This is a genomic window from Flavobacterium psychrolimnae (assembly GCF_003312425.1).
Taxonomy (GTDB): Bacteria; Bacteroidota; Bacteroidia; order Flavobacteriales; family Flavobacteriaceae; genus Flavobacterium; species Flavobacterium psychrolimnae.
Window position 1 is genome coordinate 108,209 of record NZ_QNUX01000011.1, and the last position, 19,126, is coordinate 127,334.

16 protein-coding genes and 2 tRNA genes are annotated in these 19,126 nt (G+C 35.6%); 12 read left to right on the plus strand and 6 right to left on the minus strand.

Features of this window, described 5'->3' with window-relative positions; all coding sequences use genetic code 11:
• Window positions 1-11: 11 nt before the first annotated feature.
• The 3 genes from DR980_RS12245 to leuC all read right to left on the minus strand — a co-directional run bounded on the left by DR980_RS12245 (window position 12) and on the right by leuC (window position 3,859).
• Window positions 12-1,538 carry an alpha-isopropylmalate synthase regulatory domain-containing protein gene (locus tag DR980_RS12245; RefSeq protein ID WP_113636554.1) on the minus strand — a complete coding sequence of 509 codons (1,527 nt, stop codon included), beginning with the start codon at window positions 1,536-1,538 and terminating at the stop codon, window positions 12-14.
• A gap of 139 nt (window positions 1,539-1,677) precedes the next feature.
• Complete coding sequence (leuD, locus tag DR980_RS12250; protein WP_113636557.1) at window positions 1,678-2,274, minus strand: 3-isopropylmalate dehydratase small subunit; 597 nt, start codon at window positions 2,272-2,274, stop codon at window positions 1,678-1,680.
• Window positions 2,275-2,464: 190 nt separating this feature from the next.
• Window positions 2,465-3,859: a 3-isopropylmalate dehydratase large subunit gene (leuC, locus tag DR980_RS12255; protein WP_113636559.1), complete on the minus strand. Its 1,395-nt coding sequence runs from the start codon at window positions 3,857-3,859 to the stop codon at window positions 2,465-2,467.
• 643 nt (window positions 3,860-4,502) lie between these two features.
• Here leuC and dnaE point away from each other — a divergent pair.
• The 7 genes from dnaE to DR980_RS12290 all read left to right on the plus strand — a co-directional run bounded on the left by dnaE (window position 4,503) and on the right by DR980_RS12290 (window position 12,951).
• Window positions 4,503-9,047 carry a DNA polymerase III subunit alpha gene (gene dnaE / locus DR980_RS12260; RefSeq protein WP_113636561.1) on the plus strand — a complete coding sequence of 1,515 codons (4,545 nt, stop codon included), beginning with the start codon at window positions 4,503-4,505 and terminating at the stop codon, window positions 9,045-9,047.
• A gap of 176 nt (window positions 9,048-9,223) precedes the next feature.
• Window positions 9,224-10,135 carry an outer membrane beta-barrel protein gene (locus DR980_RS12265; protein WP_113636610.1) on the plus strand — a complete coding sequence of 304 codons (912 nt, stop codon included), beginning with the start codon at window positions 9,224-9,226 and terminating at the stop codon, window positions 10,133-10,135.
• 331 nt (window positions 10,136-10,466) lie between these two features.
• Window positions 10,467-10,784: a thioredoxin gene (gene trxA / locus DR980_RS12270; RefSeq protein ID WP_024980008.1), complete on the plus strand. Its 318-nt coding sequence runs from the start codon at window positions 10,467-10,469 to the stop codon at window positions 10,782-10,784.
• Window positions 10,785-10,951: 167 nt separating this feature from the next.
• Complete coding sequence (locus DR980_RS12275) at window positions 10,952-11,890, plus strand: DUF58 domain-containing protein (protein WP_113636563.1); 939 nt, start codon at window positions 10,952-10,954, stop codon at window positions 11,888-11,890.
• An 86-nt stretch (window positions 11,891-11,976) separates the two neighbouring features.
• A tRNA-Asp gene (locus DR980_RS12280) sits at window positions 11,977-12,050 on the plus strand.
• A gap of 508 nt (window positions 12,051-12,558) precedes the next feature.
• Window positions 12,559-12,635: transfer RNA gene (locus DR980_RS12285), tRNA-Asp, on the plus strand.
• Between the two features lie 67 nt (window positions 12,636-12,702).
• Window positions 12,703-12,951: a GIY-YIG nuclease family protein gene (locus DR980_RS12290; protein ID WP_113636565.1), complete on the plus strand. Its 249-nt coding sequence runs from the start codon at window positions 12,703-12,705 to the stop codon at window positions 12,949-12,951.
• A gap of 125 nt (window positions 12,952-13,076) precedes the next feature.
• Here DR980_RS12290 and DR980_RS12295 read toward each other — a convergent pair whose 3' ends face one another.
• The gene (locus DR980_RS12295) at window positions 13,077-13,577 is read right to left on the minus strand and encodes a DUF456 domain-containing protein (protein ID WP_113636567.1); all 501 of its coding nucleotides are present in this window, start codon (window positions 13,575-13,577) and stop codon (window positions 13,077-13,079) included.
• Window positions 13,578-13,628: 51 nt separating this feature from the next.
• Here DR980_RS12295 and DR980_RS12300 point away from each other — a divergent pair, with 51 nt between their 5' ends.
• From DR980_RS12300 to DR980_RS12310, 3 genes are read left to right on the plus strand one after another with little or no spacing between them, the layout of a single operon-like run.
• Complete coding sequence (locus DR980_RS12300; protein ID WP_113636568.1) at window positions 13,629-14,018, plus strand: hypothetical protein; 390 nt, start codon at window positions 13,629-13,631, stop codon at window positions 14,016-14,018.
• 42 nt (window positions 14,019-14,060) lie between these two features.
• Complete coding sequence (locus tag DR980_RS12305) at window positions 14,061-14,537, plus strand: hypothetical protein (RefSeq protein ID WP_113636612.1); 477 nt, start codon at window positions 14,061-14,063, stop codon at window positions 14,535-14,537.
• Between the two features lie 3 nt (window positions 14,538-14,540).
• The gene (locus tag DR980_RS12310; protein WP_113636570.1) at window positions 14,541-15,254 is read left to right on the plus strand and encodes a DUF4184 family protein; all 714 of its coding nucleotides are present in this window, start codon (window positions 14,541-14,543) and stop codon (window positions 15,252-15,254) included.
• On the opposite strand, the gene DR980_RS12315 is transcribed toward DR980_RS12310, so the two are convergent.
• Both DR980_RS12315 and DR980_RS12320 read right to left on the minus strand, forming a co-directional pair.
• Window positions 15,247-16,350 (minus strand): glycosyltransferase family 2 protein, encoded by a 1,104-nt coding sequence (locus DR980_RS12315; RefSeq protein ID WP_394335941.1) that lies wholly within the window; start codon window positions 16,348-16,350, stop codon window positions 15,247-15,249. The two genes, DR980_RS12310 and DR980_RS12315, sit on opposite strands and share 8 nt — an antisense overlap.
• Window positions 16,351-16,359: 9 nt before the next feature.
• The gene (locus DR980_RS12320; RefSeq protein WP_113636572.1) at window positions 16,360-17,322 is read right to left on the minus strand and encodes a lysylphosphatidylglycerol synthase domain-containing protein; all 963 of its coding nucleotides are present in this window, start codon (window positions 17,320-17,322) and stop codon (window positions 16,360-16,362) included.
• Window positions 17,323-17,345: 23 nt separating this feature from the next.
• On the opposite strand from DR980_RS12320, the gene ruvC reads away from it, so the two are divergent.
• Together ruvC and hemW are read left to right on the plus strand one after the other, a co-directional pair.
• Window positions 17,346-17,900 (plus strand): crossover junction endodeoxyribonuclease RuvC, encoded by a 555-nt coding sequence (gene ruvC / locus DR980_RS12325; RefSeq protein ID WP_113636574.1) that lies wholly within the window; start codon window positions 17,346-17,348, stop codon window positions 17,898-17,900.
• A gap of 57 nt (window positions 17,901-17,957) precedes the next feature.
• Window positions 17,958-19,091 carry a radical SAM family heme chaperone HemW gene (gene hemW / locus DR980_RS12330; RefSeq protein WP_113636576.1) on the plus strand — a complete coding sequence of 378 codons (1,134 nt, stop codon included), beginning with the start codon at window positions 17,958-17,960 and terminating at the stop codon, window positions 19,089-19,091.
• The last annotated feature ends 35 nt before the right edge of the window (window positions 19,092-19,126 follow it).

Genomic DNA, 19,126 nt, shown 5'->3' on the forward strand with positions numbered 1-19,126 from the left:
ATTTCTATTTATTATTGAGCAGCAACAACATTTAACATTTTTTGGGTTGCTATTATTGCGGCAACTGTTTGGTCTGAATCCAGTCCTCTGGTTTTGAATTCTTTTTCATTATTTGTCCAGGTGATTATGGTTTCGCATAAGGCATCAGAACTACTTCCTGGCGGAATTCGTACGGCATAATCGATCAATTTAGGCAATTCTAAATTTTTGCTTTTATATATTTTTGCCAAAGCATTCATGAAAGCATCAAATTGTCCATCACCTTGTGCGTGCTCTTCAATGATTTCGCCGTCTATTTTTAGAGATAAAGTGGTCGATGGACGCATGCCTTTTGCATGAGATAATATATAGGACTCAACAACAATTTTTTCCTGATAAGTTTGACTGTCTAAAACATCAGAGATTATATAAGGCAAGTCCTCTTTGGTAACCGTTTCTTTTTTGTCACCTAATTCAATGATACGTTGCGTAACTAATTTTAAATCCTCAGGGTTTAATTGAAGGCCTAATTCCTGAAGGTTTTTTTCAATATTAGCTTTTCCGGATGTTTTTCCAAGAGCATATTTTCTTTTTCGTCCAAAACGTTCCGGAAGTAAATCATTAAAATATAAATTATTTTTGTTGTCTCCGTCAGCATGAATACCGGCTGTTTGTGTAAATACATTGTCACCAACAATTGGTTTGTTTGCCGGAATTCTGTATCCTGTAAAAGTTTCGACCAACTTACTCACAGAATATAATGAAGATTCTTTTACGCCAATTTCTATTTGTGGAAAAAAGTCATTGATTACAGCAACAGTGCTTTCAAGTGGAGCATTTCCAGCGCGTTCTCCCATTCCATTTACGGTCACGTGAAGTCCTTGTATTCCTGCTTTTACTGATTCCATTACATTAGCGATGCTTAAATCGTAGTCGTTATGGGCATGAAAATCAAAATGAGTATCAGGGTATCTTGCTATAATTTTCGAAATAAATGCAAAAGTTTCTGAAGGAATCAAAACGCCTAAAGTATCCGGTAGTAAGACTCTTTTTATAGGTTGTTTGGTCAAAAAATCTAAATATTGAAACACATATTCTGGTGAATTGCGCATTCCGTTACTCCAATCTTCTAAATATACATTGGTCTCAATATTATTTTCCTGAGCCAAAGCTATGGCTTGAGCAATTTCGGTAAAATGCTGTTCAGGTGTTTTTTTTAACTGATGTGTTAAATGATTCAAAGATCCTTTGGTTAATAAATTCTGGACTTTAGCTCCGGTTTTTTTCATCCAATCTATTGAAAGTCCGTCATCTACAAAGGTTAAAACTTCTATTCTATTAGAATACTCTTTCTCATTGGCCCAAGTCATAATCCCTTTTACGCCTTGAAACTCTCCTTCGCTTACACGTGCCGAAGCAATTTCGATTCTATCAATATTTAATTCTTCCAGCAATAATTGCGCAATGGTTAGTTTTTCTGCAGCAGAAAATGATACTCCCGAGGTTTGTTCACCGTCACGGAGTGTCGTATCCATTATTTCAATTTTTCTTTTTTCCATTATAAATTTGATGCTAAAAGTAGTTTTGATTTCAGTAATTTGAAATCTTGCTTTTGTGTTTTTATAAAAAGGTAAAAGCAGTTCTCTGGCTTAATTATACTATTGAACTTTAGATAACTGCTTTTTTATTGTTTGTTTTTTAGTAAGGAAGTTTGTCTGCAAACCCAACAATCTCCTCTTTGATGTTTTGCAAATAATCAATATCATCAAAACCATTAATCATGTTATCTTTTTTGTAACCAGATATAGCGAAAGATTCTTGTTGACCGGTCGCTTTTAGTGAAATGGTTTGTTCCGGAAGATTGATTTCCAATTCTGTTTTTGGATTAGCATCAATAGCCTTGAAAATAGTTTCGGCAAATTCTGGACTCACTTGTACTGGTAAAACACCAATATTCAAGCAATTTCCTTTGAAGATATCTGCAAAGAAACTAGAAACAACGGCGCGAAATCCGTAATCGTAAACCGCCCAAGCTGCGTGCTCTCTTGAAGAACCGGAGCCAAAGTTTTTTCCGCCAACTAATATTTTTCCACTATACGTTGCGTCATTTAGTACAAAATCTGCTTTTGGAGTGCCATCTCCGTTGTATCTCCAGTCACGGAAAAGATTGTCTCCAAAACCAACACGTTCGGTTGCTTTTAAGAAACGTGCTGGAATGATTTGATCGGTATCTACATTTTCTATCGGTAGCGGCACTGCGCTACTCGTAAGGATATTAAATTTATCGTATGCCATTTAATTTTTGATTTTTGATTAACGATTTCTGATTTTAGATTTACTGCTAGGAAAATGTAATCTTAAGCGCTAATATTATTTTGTGTAATGTAAATTGTCTGTTCTAATATGAATGCTGTTAAAGAAATCTGTGATTTGTGGACTAGCGAAATCTGAATTCAGAATTCAGAAATCATAAATCTGAAATCTTTTAAAACAAATCTCTTGGATCTGTCAATACTCCTGTCACTGCAGCAGCAGCGGCCATAATTGGACTTGCCAATAATGTTCTTGAACCTGGACCTTGACGACCTTCGAAGTTTCTGTTGGATGTACTTACTGCATATTTTCCTGCAGGTACTTTGTCATCATTCATAGCTAAACAAGCCGAGCAACCAGGCTGACGCAATACAAAACCAGCTTCAGTAAGAATGTCTAAAAGGCCTTCTTCTTTAATCTGGGCTTCTACTACGTGAGAACCTGGAACTAACCAAGCCGTAACGTTATCAGCTTTTTTACGCCCTTTTACAATTTCTGTAAAAGCTCTGAAATCTTCAATTCTTCCATTGGTACAACTTCCCAAGAAAACAAAATCGATTGGTTTGCCAATCATTACGTCATTTTCTTCAAAGCCCATATAGGCCAAAGACTTTTTATATGTTTCTTCGCCACCTTCTACTTGGTTGGCATTCGGAATATTTTTTGAGATACCAATTCCCATTCCAGGGTTCGTGCCATACGTAATCATTGGTTCAATGTCTGCAGCATTGATGTTTAATTCAGCGTCAAAAACGGCGTCAGCATCGGTTTTCAATGTTTTCCAATATTCAACTGCTTTTGTCCAAGCTTCACCTTTTGGAGCGTATAATCTTCCTTCTAAGAAATCGAATGTTTTTTGGTCAGGTGCAATCATACCACCACGAGCTCCCATTTCGATACTCAAGTTACAAACAGTCATACGACCTTCCATCGACATATCTTCAAAAACGTTTCCAGCATATTCTGCAAAATATCCGGTACCTCCAGAAGTTGTTAATTGAGAAATAATATAAAGTGCAACGTCTTTTGGACCAACACCTTTGCTCAATTTACCATTTACGTTGATGCGCATTTTCTTTGGTTTTGGTTGCATGATACATTGTGTAGCCATAACCATTTCAACCTCAGAAGTTCCAATACCAAAAGCAATTGCGCCAAAAGCACCATGAGTAGACGTATGAGAATCTCCACAAACAATAGTGGCGCCTGGTAAAGTAATCCCGTTTTCAGGACCTACAACGTGTACAATTCCATTTTTTTTATGACCTAATCCCCAGTGCGAAATACCATATTCTGCTGCGTTGTCTTCTAATGCTTTTAGTTGATTGGCAGATAATGCATCTTCAACTGGCAAGTGTTGGTTTATGGTAGGTGTATTATGATCCGCAGTAGCAAAAGTGCGTTCTGGGTATAAAACCGAAATCCCTCGTTCTTTTAAACCTAAAAAAGCTACAGGACTAGTAACTTCATGGATGAAATGACGGTCAATAAAAAACACGTCCGGTCCATCTTCTATCTTACGCACCACGTGCGAATCCCATACTTTGTCAAATAATGTAGTACTCATTTTAATATGTTTTTAATGTATTTTTTTATAGCCAAGTTGGCTAAGATGATAACAATGAAAGCAAAACTAAAAAAAGAATGAAGTCTTTATTTTTTAATATTGCATTATATACGATACCCAAAATCGTATTAGTGTATTTCTTTGCTGATTTTTATCTTTTGGGCTTCTTTTTTATTAGTGTGATTTTTTATTTAGATACAATAAAAAATCAATTTCTTGCTGTTTTTGATATTTATAGAATCGATAAAAAATACTTATAAAAAGCTGTTATATTTGTGAATGTTTAATTAAATGGAATAAAAATCGACTTTTTTTTAATTTTAAATTGACTATTTGAATTTTGTTGAAGTTATTTTTCAATGTGTTTTTCTTTATAAATGGCATATTTTTTAGCTGTATTTTAGTATTTTTTTTTGATGAAATACTACGACATCCAAAAAATCAATACGGACTCTTTTTATCTTTATAACAAGGTACGATTAAGATGATTTGTTCAAAGTGATTGTAGTTTTAGTAGGAGAATAGTCTTCGAAAATAAATTTGTTTTTTGTTGATAACTTAACTTCTATTCTATTCAAAAAAAACTAAATTTGAAATTCATTTTTTGCGATTTTTTTAAATCACAAACACTTCAACTCCAGATATGTACTTAATATTCGATACCGAAACTACAGGATTACCAAAGCGTTGGGGCGCTCCCATTTCAGATACGGATAACTGGCCGCGTTGTATTCAAATTGCTTGGCAGTTGCACGATGATATGGGAAAACTCATCGAGCATCAAGATTATTTGGTCAAGCCCGAAGGTTTTAATATTCCGTATGACGCGGAACGAATTCACGGTATTTCTACGGAACTAGCGGAAGCTGATGGAATCTCTTTGGCGGAAGTTTTAGAAAAATTTAATATTGCATTAGGCAAAGCCAAATTTATTGTGGGTCAGAATTTAGGTTTTGATATCAATATTATGGGTTGTGAGTTTTATAGAATGGGTGTTGAAAGCCAAATGAGTTCGATGCCAATTCTGGATACCTGTACTGAAGTTACGGCTTCCTTATTGAAATTGCCGGGTGGTCGAGGAGGAAAATTCAAGTTGCCTACGTTAACGGAATTGCACTCTTATCTTTTTAATAAACCTTTCGGCGAAGCGCACAATGCCACTGCCGATGTGGAGGCAACTACGCGTTGTTTCTTGGAGTTAATTCGTCGTGATGTTTTCACAAAAGAGGAACTGGATGTTCCAGCCAGTTATTTTAAAGATTTTCAAAGTAAGAATCCAAGTGAGATCAAACTCATTGGTTTAAAACATATTAATCTCAAGGAAGCGTCTGATAAAATCCGTCAGCAGTTTGGAGAAAAACAAGCGCCTGCGGTTTCAAGAGAAGAACTTTCTGAGAATAAAAAGGTGCTTATTGATACGCCTTTTGTGCATTTGCACAATCACACCCAATTTTCCGTGTTGCAATCTACAATTAGTATTGCGGCATTAGTAAAAGCGGCAGCTCAGCAAAAAATGCCTGCGGTTGCCATGACGGATCATGCGAATTTGATGGGTGCTTTTCATTTTGTGCGCGATATTTTATACCACAATAAGGCGGCTGAAGCTAAAAATAAAGCGGCAATAGAAAATGGTGAAGAACCTACTGAAGTTCCGATGAAACCAATTGTGGGTTGTGAATTTTTTGTGTGTGAAGACCATAAAAATAAGTCGGTTAAGGACAATGGATACCAAATAGTGCTTTTGGCGAAGACCAAAAAAGGCTATCATAATTTGGCTAAAATGTCTTCCATCGCGTACACCGAAGGATTTTATTATGTGCCAAGAATCGACAGGAAAGTCATCCAGGAATACAAAGAAGATATTATTGTTTTGTCTGGAAATCTCTATGGTGAAATCCCAAATAAAATTTTAAATATTGGTGAAAATCAAGCCGAAGAAGCGTTGCTTTGGTGGAAAAAAGAATTCAAGGAAGATTTTTACATCGAAGTAATGCGTCACAATCAAGAGGACGAAAATCGGGTGAATGCGTCTTTGATTTCATTGGCAAGAAAACATGATGTCAAAATTATAGCGACAAACAATACCTTTTATATAGACAAGGAAAATTCGAATGCACACGATATTTTGCTTTGTGTGCGTGATGGTGAAAAACAAACTACGCCTATTGGTCGTGGTCGTGGCTACCGTTACGGATTACCCAATCAAGAATACTATTTCAAGTCGGGAGACGAGATGAAGCAGCTTTTTGCAAATTTGCCGGAAGCGATTTCGAATATTTCGGAGATTGTAGATAAGATTGAAATCTTTGATCTGGCACGTGAAGTTTTGCTTCCAAAATTTGAAATCCCGGTTGAATTTAATAATCCCGAAGATGCAGTTGATGGCGGAGTACGAGGTGAAAATGCGTATTTAAGACATCTTACTTTTGAAGGAGCAAGAAGACGCTATCCCGTAATTACTGAAGAAATTCAGGAACGATTGGATTTTGAATTATTGACCATTTCCAATTCTGGTTATCCGGGATACTTCCTGATTGTACAGGATTTAATAGCCGAGGCGAGAAGTATGGGAGTTTCTGTAGGACCAGGAAGGGGTTCTGCTGCGGGTTCGGTGGTGGCGTATTGTTTGAAAATTACCAATATTGATCCATTGATGTACAACCTGCTTTTTGAGCGTTTCTTGAATCCCGATCGTGTGTCACTACCCGATATTGATATCGATTTTGATGATGAAGGCCGAAGCAGTGTAATGGATTATGTAATCCGAAAATACGGTTCGAAACAAGTGGCACAAATTATCACGTATGGTAAAATGGCAACCAAATCAGCCATTCGAGATACCGCTCGTGTGCTGGATTTGCCTTTATTTGAAGCAGATAAAATTGCGAAATTGATTCCGGGAATGATGCCGTCCAAGTGGAATTTGGCTCGTTTTTTAAATGAAAAAGAAGATATCATTAAAAAAGCGGTTCGTCCCGAGGAATACGATAAAATCAAAGAATTAATAGGTCTTGCTAATGAAGATGATTTGGGAGGTGAAACCATTCAGCAAGCTAAAGTTTTAGAAGGGAACCTAAGAAATACAGGTATTCACGCTTGTGGAGTGATTATTACGCCAAGCGATATTACTGATTTTGTTCCTGTGGCTACCGCCAAAGATTCGGATTTGTATGTGACCCAATTTGATAACTCGGTGGTAGAAAGTGCCGGATTGCTGAAGATGGACTTCTTGGGTTTGAAAACCCTGACTTTGATAAAAGATACTGTCAAATTAGTAAAATACAGAACTGGAATTGATCTTGATCCAGACACGTTTCCGATAGATGATTTGAAAACGTATGAGCTTTTTCAGCGGGGAGAAACAGTAGGGATTTTTCAGTATGAGAGTCCGGGAATGCAGAAATACATGAAGGAATTGAAACCAACTGTATTTCCCGATTTAATTGCCATGAATGCGTTGTATCGTCCTGGACCAATTGCTTATATTCCGAGTTTCGTCAAGCGAAAAAACGGTGAAGAGGAAATTATCTATGACTTGGATGCCTGCGAAGAATTACTGAAAGATACTTACGGAATTACCGTTTACCAGGAACAGGTAATGCTTTTGTCTCAAAAACTGGCAGATTTCTCTAAAGGTGATGCCGACGTTTTGCGTAAAGCAATGGGAAAAAAGCAAAAGGATGTATTGGATAAAATGAAACCTAAATTTATCAGTCAGGCTGCCGCCAAAGGTCATGCCGAAGATAAATTAGAGAAAATATGGAAAGACTGGGAAGCCTTTGCGGAATATGCCTTTAATAAATCACACTCTACTTGTTACGCTTGGATTGCGTACCAAACAGCATTTTTGAAAGCGAATTATCCTGCTGAATATATGGCTGCAGTACTTTCGAATAATATGAGTGATATCAAGCAAGTTTCGTTCTTTATGGAAGAGTGCAAACGTATGGGGTTACAAGTTTTGGGGCCTGATGTAAATGAGTCTTTTTATAAGTTTACCGTTAATGATGATTACGCGGTACGTTTTGGAATGGGAGCGATTAAAGGAGTGGGCTCTGGCGCTGTGGCTACGATTGTGGAGAAAAGAAAAGACGGAAGATATAAATCTATTTTTGATTTGACCAAACGTATCGATTTGCGTGCGGCAAATAAAAAAGCATTAGAAAATTTGGCTTTAGCGGGAGGATTTGACTCCTTCACAGGAACTACAAGAGCGCAATACTTTCATGATGATGGCGATGGAATTACTTTTTATGAAAAAGCGATTCGGTATGGTGCTAAATTTCAGGAAAATGAGAATTCATCGCAAGTGAGTTTGTTTGGCGACAGCAGTGATGTACAAATTGCTGAGCCTATCGTGCCGCCTTGCGAGGATTGGAGCACGATGGAAAAACTCGCTAAAGAAAAAGAAGTTGTAGGGATTTATATTTCGGGACATCCTTTAGACGATTACAAATTTGAAATGAAATATTTTTGTAATGCCAAACTTGAAGCGTTGAAAAACATGGAATTGCATGTGAGTAAAAACCTCGCGTTTGGAGGAATCATCAATAATGTGCAACATCGTGTGGCCAAAAATGGAAAAGGTTGGGGCATGTTTACATTAGAAGGATATGATGAAAGTTATGAGTTCCGAATTTTTGGGGAAGAGTATTTAAAGTTCCGTCATTTTTTTATCCAGAATAATTTCACTTTCATGAAAGTATTGGTTAAAGAAGGCTGGACTGACCGAGATACCGGAAAAAAAGGAGAACCAAGACTTCAATTTGTTGAGGTAAAACAATTGCAAGATGTGTTAGAAACTTTCGCTAGAAAATTAATTGTGCTGCTAAATATTAAGGATTTAGAAACAGATTTTATCCATAAATTGAGTCACCTTTTTCAAGAGAATAAAGGAGATAACACGGTTTCTTTTGAGGTTATGGAATTGGAAAAAACAAAACGCCTCGTTGCTGTTGCTCCGGTTGAATTAGAGAATGAAGAAGTTGCTTTTGTTGATGAAAATGATAATTCTGAAATGGAAACTCTCGAAATTCCAGAGACTAATGCTGTTGCAAAAGTAGAAGAGGTGGAAGAAATTAAGGTAGTAACCAAGCTAACGATGCCGAGCAGAAAATTAAAAATAAAAATTTCGAATGAATTGCTGGTAGAACTGGAGAAAATGCAAATTAACTTCAAGTTGAATTAATATCGAAATGTGATTAATCTCAGTTCGGTCTGTTGGTTAATTAGTGTTATTTTAAATTCATACGTAACCCTCTGATTGTTATGTATTAATCATTTTTAACATATAATTGGGGGTGTTTGTTATTAAATTTTCAGTGTAAATGGTTTATTTTCGCATAAATGATAATAAACGAAATTATGAAAAAGCAGTTATTTTTATTAGGATTTGTGATTTGCTCGATGACAATGGTAGGGCAAACAGAAAAGAAAGAAAGTTGGTATTTTAAATTAGGAGGATCTTATTTTATTCAAACGGCTGCCACTGAGTTTCCTACTGTAGGAGGCAATGCAGCTTTAGATAAAGTTTATGTAGGTGGAAAATTAGTTTATGAAGAAAGTGTTACGGGTTCATTTGGTGAAGGTTTTAGAACTGGAGCAACTGTTGGTTACAGATTCAATACACGTTTAGGGGTAGAAATGGGAATCAATTATTACTCTAGCGCTGACAAAACTATGGCTCAAACTACTACAGACCAAATTTTTATTTCAGGTGGCCGTCCAATTTATAATTTTAAATCCGTGGGACAAATCAGTGCTTTTGATTTAGCACCTGCTTTAGTTTTGTTTTTAGGTGAGCAAAACGGTTTTGAACCCTACACGAAAGTTGGAGTTCTTGTGCCAGTTCATGGGGATTTAGAAATAACTACGGATGCAATTGCACCTTCGGGAGTTGCTAGTCCGGCTACTTTAGCTGTTCACAGTGTGGATAAGGTGAAGCCAAATCCAACGGTTGGTTTTATGGCTGCATTAGGGACATCTTATAAATTAGGAAAAAATATTTCTGCATTTGCAGAAGTGGAGTACCGTAATTTTACCGTTCATGGTAAATCAAAAGAAACGACTGAATTTACTGCTAATGGTCAGAATGCTTTGGCAGGTAGAACTCAAGCCCAAATTCATACAAATTATGTAGATCGTTTGGATGTGAATTCAAATAATGCTGCGACTAATCCAAACGGATTGGATTCTACTAAACCAATGGATGAATTAAGTTCGTATGTTGGAATCAGTGGTCTTGGTTTAACGCTTGGTTTGAAATATAGCTTGTAATATAGTTTTTTTATAAGTGAAGGGATGTTTGAGAAAGCATCCCTTTTTTTGTTAAAAAAAAATAAATAGGTTTTGGAAATACATGTTTTTAGCCCTGATGGTAGCGGCATCCTTTTCAGGCTTTTTTAAGCCGGAAATGATACAGCGTACAGCAGGAAATAGCTTCTGAAAATCAAAATCGGAATTTTGCAAGCAGTAGAGATAGGAATTGATAATGGATTAATAGTCAAAACTAATTTGGGAATAGTGTTTGATTTGTTTTTAATTTCTAAATTTGTAATCTAGTTTGAAACAATAAAATATTCGGACGATAAACTTTAAATAAAAAATTATGGCATTAGCAATAACAGATGCTACTTTTGAGGAAGTAGTTTTGAAATCAGACAAACCGGTAATGGTGGATTTTTGGGCAGCATGGTGTGGACCTTGTAGAATGGTAGGTCCAATCATTGATGAATTGAGCAACGAATACGAAGGTAAAGTTGTTGTAGGTAAAGTTGATGTTGATGCGAACCAAGAATTTGCTGCAAAATACGGTGTTAGAAATATCCCAACAGTCTTGGTTTTTCATAATGGAGAAGTAGTAGGGAAACAAGTAGGAGTTGCTCCAAAACAAACTTACGCTGATAGTTTAGACGCTTTGTTGTAATCGGTAGATTATGATTTATATAGAATCTGTATGGATTCAGAGAAAAGGTTTGACGAAAGTCAGGCCTTTTTTTTGTTTAAGCTGAATTGATTTCAGCTTCTTGATTAAGTTTTGTTTCGGTAATCTTTTAATTTTTAAATCGTTCAATCTTTTAATATATTTGGTAGATGAAGATTGAATCACAAATAGAGAAAATTTCTAGTTTTCAGCACCTGGAACTGCTGGCTAATCAAGTTGTGGAAGGTTTTATTTCAGGAATGCACAAAAGCCCGTTTCATGGCTTTTCGGCTGAATTTGCTGAACATAAAGTGTATAATGTTGGCGAAAGCACCAAGCATATTGATTGGAAGCTGTTTGCCAAAACGGATCGTTTGTTTACAAAACGCTTTGAGGAAGAGACGAATTTGCGTTGTCATATCATTATAGATAATTCGTCATCGATGCATTATCCAAAACTAAAAGACAATCAGAACTTTTTTGAGAATAAGATTGGGTTTTCAGTATTGGCTTCGGCGGTTTTAATGAATCTTTTGAAGAAACAACGCGATGCTGTGGGTCTAAGTGTGTTTTCGGATAGATACGAGTCCTATGCGCCCGAAAAAGGTAGTGATCGTCATCACCGAATGATTTTGAATACACTCGAAGGCTTGCTTGTGAAGTCTCCTGTTGAAAAAAAGACAGACACAGTTACTTTCCTGCATCAAATAGCGGAGAAAATCCACCGTCGTTCGATGATCATCTTATTTACGGATATGTTTCAGTCCGGTTCAGAATCATCGGGAGAAGAAGCACTCTTTAATGCGCTGCAACATTTGAAACACAACAAGCATAAAGTAGTCCTGTTTCACGTTGTTGATAAGAAAACGGAGTTAAATTTTGACTTTGATAATGCTCCAAGGAAGTTTATTGATGTGGAAACCGGAGAAGAAGTAGCTGTTTTTGCAGATAATGTAAAGGAAGAATACGAAAAAGAGATAGAAAGTTACTTCAACAAGTTAGCTTTAACCTGCGCTCAGAATAGAATTAAGTATATTCCGGTGAGTGTGGATGAAAGTTTTGAAAAAATTTTAATGACATACTTGGTTGAAAAACAAAACTTTGGATAATAAGGCGAAAATTTATCAATTATTTTTTCAAAAAACGCTTGCGTAAACGGAAATCTATTGTATCTTTGCCACCGCAATAACGCAGAGGTTTGGTAGTTCAGTTGGTTAGAATACATGCCTGTCACGCATGGGGTCGCGGGTTCGAGTCCCGTCCAGACCGCAATATTGGGGAAAGCCTTTCGTAACAGAAAGGCTTTTTTGCCCCATAAGGTTTTTAACGTTAGTTGTGTTGTTTGCTACGAATTTGTAACTCGTAGCGGGTTTAGTAGTTAGACCAATGAAAAGCTTTCCACTTTTGTGGATAGCTTTTTTGATTTAAAAAGAAAGCAGGTTTGGTAGTTCAGTTGGTTAGAATAGATGCCTGTCATCTCGTTTTTTGGGACGAGACGGGTTCGATTCAAGAACTGTGTTAAAGAATTAGAAAGTTATAGATTAAAATACTGGTTTGTTAGTTCAGTTGGTTAGAATACATGCCTGTCATCTCGTCTTTTGTGACGAGACGGGTTCGATTCCAGAACTGGGTTTAAGAATTAGAATGTTATAAATTAAAATACTGATTTGGTAGTTCAGTTGGTTAGAATACATGCCTGTCATCTCGTCTTTTGGGACGAGACGGGTTCGATTCAAGAACTGGGTTTAAGAATTAGAATGTTATAGATTAAAATACTGGTTTGGTAGTTCAGTTGGTTAGAATACATGCCTGTCACGCATGGGGTCGCGGGTTCGAGTCCCGTCCAGACCGCCAGTAATAAAAAAGCTTTTCGTAATAGAAAAGCTTTTTTTGTTTTTGTAAAATCTAAATAGTAGTCGATATGTATTTTGTTTACATCATAAAAAATCATCAAGGATTATTTTATAAAGGATTTACTCAAAATCTTGATAAGCGTATTTTTGAACACAATAATGATTTAAGCCGATACACGTCTGGAAAAAGTCCATGGATTTTGGTTTATTTCAAAGAATTTGAAACAAAAACGGAAGCATTAAAAGAAGAATTACGATTAAAAAAACTTAATGTTTCTTCCATAGAAAGATTAGTAAGTAATTTTCAGATTGAGTAGCACAAATGCCCTATCTCGTCCTAAGGTATGAGACGGTTTCGAGTCCTCTCGTTCCAAAAACGAGACCAGTAAAAAAAAGCTTTTCTGTTAAGAAAAGCTTTTTTTTGTTTTAGTATGTTTATAAATTAAAATAACTTGGATTTATATTGCCAAACAATCCATATAAACAATCCCAAATACATAACGCAAATCACAAACTTCATGAAACTTGAAGCCAGAAACCCCACAAAGGAACCTGCAGCTGCTTTCAAAGCTCTATTGTGGTCATTAAAATCATAAATAAGTTCACCTATCAATGCACCAAGAAACGGTCCTATAAGGAAACCAAATGGTATTGGAGCAAGAATCCCAATGACCAAACCGATGTTTGTTCCCCAAATACCATACGAGCTACCGCCAAATCTCTTAGTTCCCTTTGCCGGAATCACATAATCCAAAACGGAAATAACAATTGTAATAAATAAAGCAATCCCTAGAACCCAATAGTTAGCCGGAACCGCCTTCGTGAAATAAAGTAATGCCAGCCCAACCCAACTCACACTTGGCCCTGGTAAAACCGGTAAAAAACTGCCAATTAAGCCTGTAATGATGCACGCGAAACCTAGAATTAAAAGTAAGATATCCATAAATTTATTTTTAGTAATTTTGAAAACACAAAAGCAACCTGTATTTAGCTAATGAACAGAATTAAATTGATACAATTATTTTCAGTAATGCTCTTCTTTACTCTTTCTTTCTGGACGGTAAACGCTCAAGAGAAAACAGTAAGCGTTAATGATATGCTTTTGAAAGAGACCATTTACAATGAAAACAGAGTAAAAGTATTGAATTTTTCTTTGAAAGAGTTTGATGCCCTTTTTTTTGAATTTTTCGATAGAAAATCAGAACCAAATTTAGTTTTAACAAAGGAGGAATTCTATAAATATACGATTCAAATTGCTATTTTTTCAGATCGATTGGCAGCTTTGTATCCGGATCAAAAAGAAATTGCTGCCGAAAGTAAAAAGAAATGGTTTGCTGAAAACTACGAAGATTATTTACTTTCGAAAGCATCTCAAAAAAAATAATTGTATTTTTATAGAATATTAGTCCAATTCAAAAACAAAACCTTGAAGCAGTATTACTTCTTTTTAGTATTTATATTTTTTAATTCCTGTCAATACTTTGACAAGCAAATTCCTTCCGAAAAGGAATTGTTGCAAAAGGAACTGAAATCCATCAACTGGAAAGAAGTCGATGAATACCCATCGGTAGTGGATTGTGAAAAAATAGATGATAAAAAGCAACGCCAACACTGTTTTTTCGAAGTTTTAACGATGCTTATTCAAGAAAAATTGAGTGTTGATACACTGTCTATTCTCTATCCGGAACTAGATACCATTGAAGTCAAGGTAACTGTTTTTCCAAATGCAACTCTGCAATTTGAGCCTCAATTCCCCAAAGATTCGGTTGCTTATGATACAATAAAAATTGACAGTATTCTGAAAGCCCGTTTGGTTAATTTCCCAAAAATTAATCCAGCGATTAAGCGCGGTATTCCAGTAAAAACACAATTTATTCTTCCGGTAATTCTAAAAGTAGAGTAAGTAATGCCATTTACATTTTCACATCCAGCCATACTTTTACCATTTTTAAAAAATAAAAAATTGTCAGCTACTGCTATGATAGTTGGCTCAATGTCTCCTGATTTTGAATATTTTTTCCGAATGAAAATGCAAAGCGAAATCAGTCATACGCTTTCAGGTATATTTCTAATCGATTTTCCTCTGGGTTTTATAGTTATGTTTGCTTTTCATGAAATTATAAAACGTCCTCTTATAGAAAATTCGCCTCCTTTTCTTCAAAATAGGTTACAGGAATTAAAAGAATTCAATTGGATAGTTTATTTTAAAACTGCTGTTTTTGCAGTTTTGATATCCTTTTTTTTAGGAGCTGTTTCACATATAGTATGGGATTCAATGACGCATTGGGATGGTTATATAGTACAGCGATTTTCTTTTTTTAATCTAGAATTATTTTCAATTCCTTTTTATAAAATTGCTCAGCATTTAAGTTCGATAATTGGCTTGGGGTGGATTTTATTTTATGTTTATAAACTTCCAGAAAAAAATGAAAACAGTAAAATAGTTGATTTTAATTATTGGTCTTTGTCTATTTTTTTTACAGTAGTTTTTATTGCTATTCGATTTTATTTTGGAACAGAGTTGGAGAAAATAGGAAATACTATTGTGAGTATTATTTCTCCCATGATACTCGCAATTACTCTGACAGGATTGATTTTTAGAAATAAAAAAACTATTTAGTAAAGCTTCTCCCTTTCCACTCGTATTTTCCAAACAAAGAATACAAAGCTACGCTCGTGCTAAAAAAAGGATAAAACAAACTACTCAAAATCAAATATTGTACTTTGGTCTTGGTTAAAAATTGATTGGTTTTGTAAATCAAAACAGTATCAACTGAAAATTTTAAAGTAAATACTAAAAAGACATTCTGAAAACTAGTTAAATCCAAGATCCAAGAACCAAGAATTAAGAGCCAACTCAGATTCCCAGCAAAAACTAACAATCCCAATCCTTTTCCGAAACTACTTTGATACGAACTCGTTTTTGAGGCCCAGCGAACGCGTTGGTAAAATAATGATCTCCAATCGTTCATTGGTTTGGTTATGACAATATTATTCTCAGATTTTAGATAATGCACTTCTTCAGGGGATTTTGCAATTGCATTTTGCAACAAGAAAACATCATCTCCGCTGACAATTCCAGCGTTTCCTTCGAAACCATTCAGCTCCTGAAAAAAGGATTTGGTATACGCAAAGTTGGCGCCATTACACATAAATCCTTTTTTAATACCAAAACTGCCTATAGTCGCTCCTTGTAAACTGGTCAAATCCAATTGCTGGAAATGATGTAAAAAAGAATTACCACAATCATATGTAACCGCTCCGGCAATCATCGCAACATCATGAAGCTGAATGTAATTGTCTAATGTTAATAACCAGTTTGCATTGACTACACAATCGGCATCGGTGGTGATAATCCAGTCCGTAGTTACCATTTGCATCGCAGTTACAATCGCATCTTTCTTGGGAGAATTGGAAACCCGAATGTTATTTATGACCGAAACTTTAAACTTTAAATTTGGAACTTCAAACGATTCTTTAGATTCATCGTCGACCAAAATCACTTCGAACAATTCCATCGGATAATTCAACTTTGATAAACTTGCTAGTAAAATAGGCAGATTTTCGGCTTCATTCCGGAAAGGAACAATAATGGAGAATTTTGTTTTTGGCGTTAAGCCGGTATATTCAATTGTATTCACTTTGGTAAAACCATAAATCAGTACAATTATCGCCAAACAATACATGAAGATTATGATGTATAAAACAATGGTAATCATCATCTTTTATTGCGTTTTGTCTCCTTCTACTTTGGAGAGAATTTTAAAATTCAATACATAATAAGTGCCAATTATCACCGGTAAAACCACATTCAAAAACCACATTAAAGTCGAAATGAAAATCACAATCCATTCGTTAACGCCTAAAATCCCAAAGAAATAAACGGCGACACTTCCTTTTACGGCAAAGTCCAAAAACTGAAAAGTAGGCAAGGAAGACGCTAAAAAGTAAACTAATGAAATAGTAGCAATCAATGTAAAATAAGGTAAATCAACATCAAAAGCCAGAAACAAAAAGTAATATTGGTGCGAAAAAACCAGATAACGACAAATGCCTAAAAAGATATTTTTTTGATGAATATGTTTTGGGATTTCATTAATCCTATGAATCAGTTTTTCGATCGAATAGCCTTTGATAGTAATTTTTTTGACTGAAAATAAAACAATGAAAAGTAGTATTAGAAATCCAAAAAGCAGCGCTACCGTCTTTGTAGTAATCACATTGTACTGCGCATTGAAATATAACAACCCAAAAATCCCAAAAATAACAGTCAATATCATTTGGATTCCGTTGCAAATCAGGTTCAAGAAAATCACTTTTTTAGTGTTTGCTTTGTTAAAAAATAATGCTTTCCCGGCATATTCTCCAACTCCATTAGGCGTGAAAAGTCCCGCGGTTAATGCGCCAAGAACTTGTTTGGTTGCATCTCCCAAAGAGATTTTATGGATAAATTCTACTAAGTTTTGCCATTTCAATATTTCAAAAAACCGATTCAGAACACTCAATAACAAAATAAAGGCGATTCCACCAATAGATTGATTTTTTTGGAATAAAACAATGAATTTCTGCCAATCGAGTTTATCGTTATTGGCCAATTGATTGTAAATAAAATAAAACGCACCGCCCACAATCAAAAGTTTGATTAGAAGTACGAGGAATTGCTTAGTTTTGTGTGGAATTGTAATCATTACTGCAAAATAACAAATTAAAATTGGCAAACGAACGCATCATATTAGGAATTGACCCCGGAACAACGATTATGGGTTTTGGATTGATAAAAATTGTCAACAAAAAAATGGAATTTTTGCAATTGAATGAACTGCAATTGTCCAAATACGACAATCATTATCAAAAACTAAAAATTATTTTTGAGCGTACGATTGAGTTAATCGATACACACAATCCGGATGAAATTGCGATTGAAGCCCCTTTTTTTGGTAAAAACGTACAGTCGATGTTGAAGTTAGGACGTGCGCAAGGCGTGGCAATGGCTGCGGGACTTTCGAGAGATATCCCGATTACGGAATACGAACCAAAGAAAATAAAAATGGCGATTACCGGAAATGGAAACGCCAGCAAAGAACAAGTTGCCAAAATGCTTCAGCAACTTTTGGGATTGAAGGAATTGCCTAAAAATCTCGATTCCACCGATGGATTGGCCGCTGCGGTTTGTCATTTTTTCAACTCTGGAAAAGTGGTTGGTGCCAAAAGTTATATCGGTTGGGATGCTTTTGTAAAACAAAATGAAGAAAGAATAAAAAAGTAATCAGTATCCAGTTTGCAGAACTGAACACTAAAAAGCTGAATACTTAATACTAAATTAATGAGCGGAATCTACATTCATATCCCTTTTTGCAAGCAGGCATGTCATTACTGCGATTTTCACTTTTCGACTTCGATGAAGAAGAAAGAAGAGATGGTTTTGGCTATTGCCAAAGAAATTCAAATGCGCAAAAGTGAGTTTGAGAATCAAGAAGTCGAAACCATTTATTTCGGTGGAGGAACGCCAAGCGTTTTAACATCTGAAGAAATTAATTTCCTGATTTCCGAAGTGTACAAAAACTATTCTGTGATTGAAAATCCCGAAATCACACTGGAAGCCAATCCTGATGATTTGTCAAGCGAACGAATAATTGAATTGTCCAAAAGTAAAATCAATCGTTTAAGTATTGGGATTCAGTCGTTTTTCGAAGAAGATTTGCAGCTGATGAACCGCGCTCATAATTCGGCGGAAGCCAAAAAATGTTTGGAAGAAGCAACTCAGTATTTCGACAATATTTCACTTGATTTGATTTACGGAATTCCGGCAATGAGTAACGAAAAATGGAAACAAAATATAGAAACAGCATTGTCTTTTGGGATTCCACATATTTCTAGTTATGCCTTGACAGTGGAACCAAAAACAGCTTTGAATAAACTGATTCAAACGGGAAAAATTGCTGCTCCTATAGATGAAGTCGCGCAAGAGCACTTTGCTATTTTAGTAGAATTGCTTGAAGCCAATGATTTTATTCATTACGAATTGTCAAATTTTGGGAAGGAAAACTATTTCTCCAAGAATAATTCGGCCTATTGGCTGGGGAAAAAATATATAGGAATTGGACCTTCGGCACACAGTTATGACGGGGTTTCTCGCTCTTGGAATGTTTCTAACAATCCGTTATATATAAAATCTATTGATGCGGGTAAACTGCCAAATGAGATTGAAATCTTATCTCTTTCTGATCGATATAATGAATATATCATGACGGGATTGCGCACCATTTGGGGAGTTTCTTTGGAAAGGATCAAAACTGAATTTGGACAATCCTATTTAGATTATTTAATGAAGCAAGCCCAGAAATTCTTGGACGATGAATTTCTTTTTATCGAAAATGGTATTTTGAAACCCACAAAAAAAGGAAAATTTTTGACAGATGGGATAGCGTCTGATCTTTTTTGGGTAAATTTGGAATAATATAACCACTAAGCACACAAAGGAAACGCAATGCT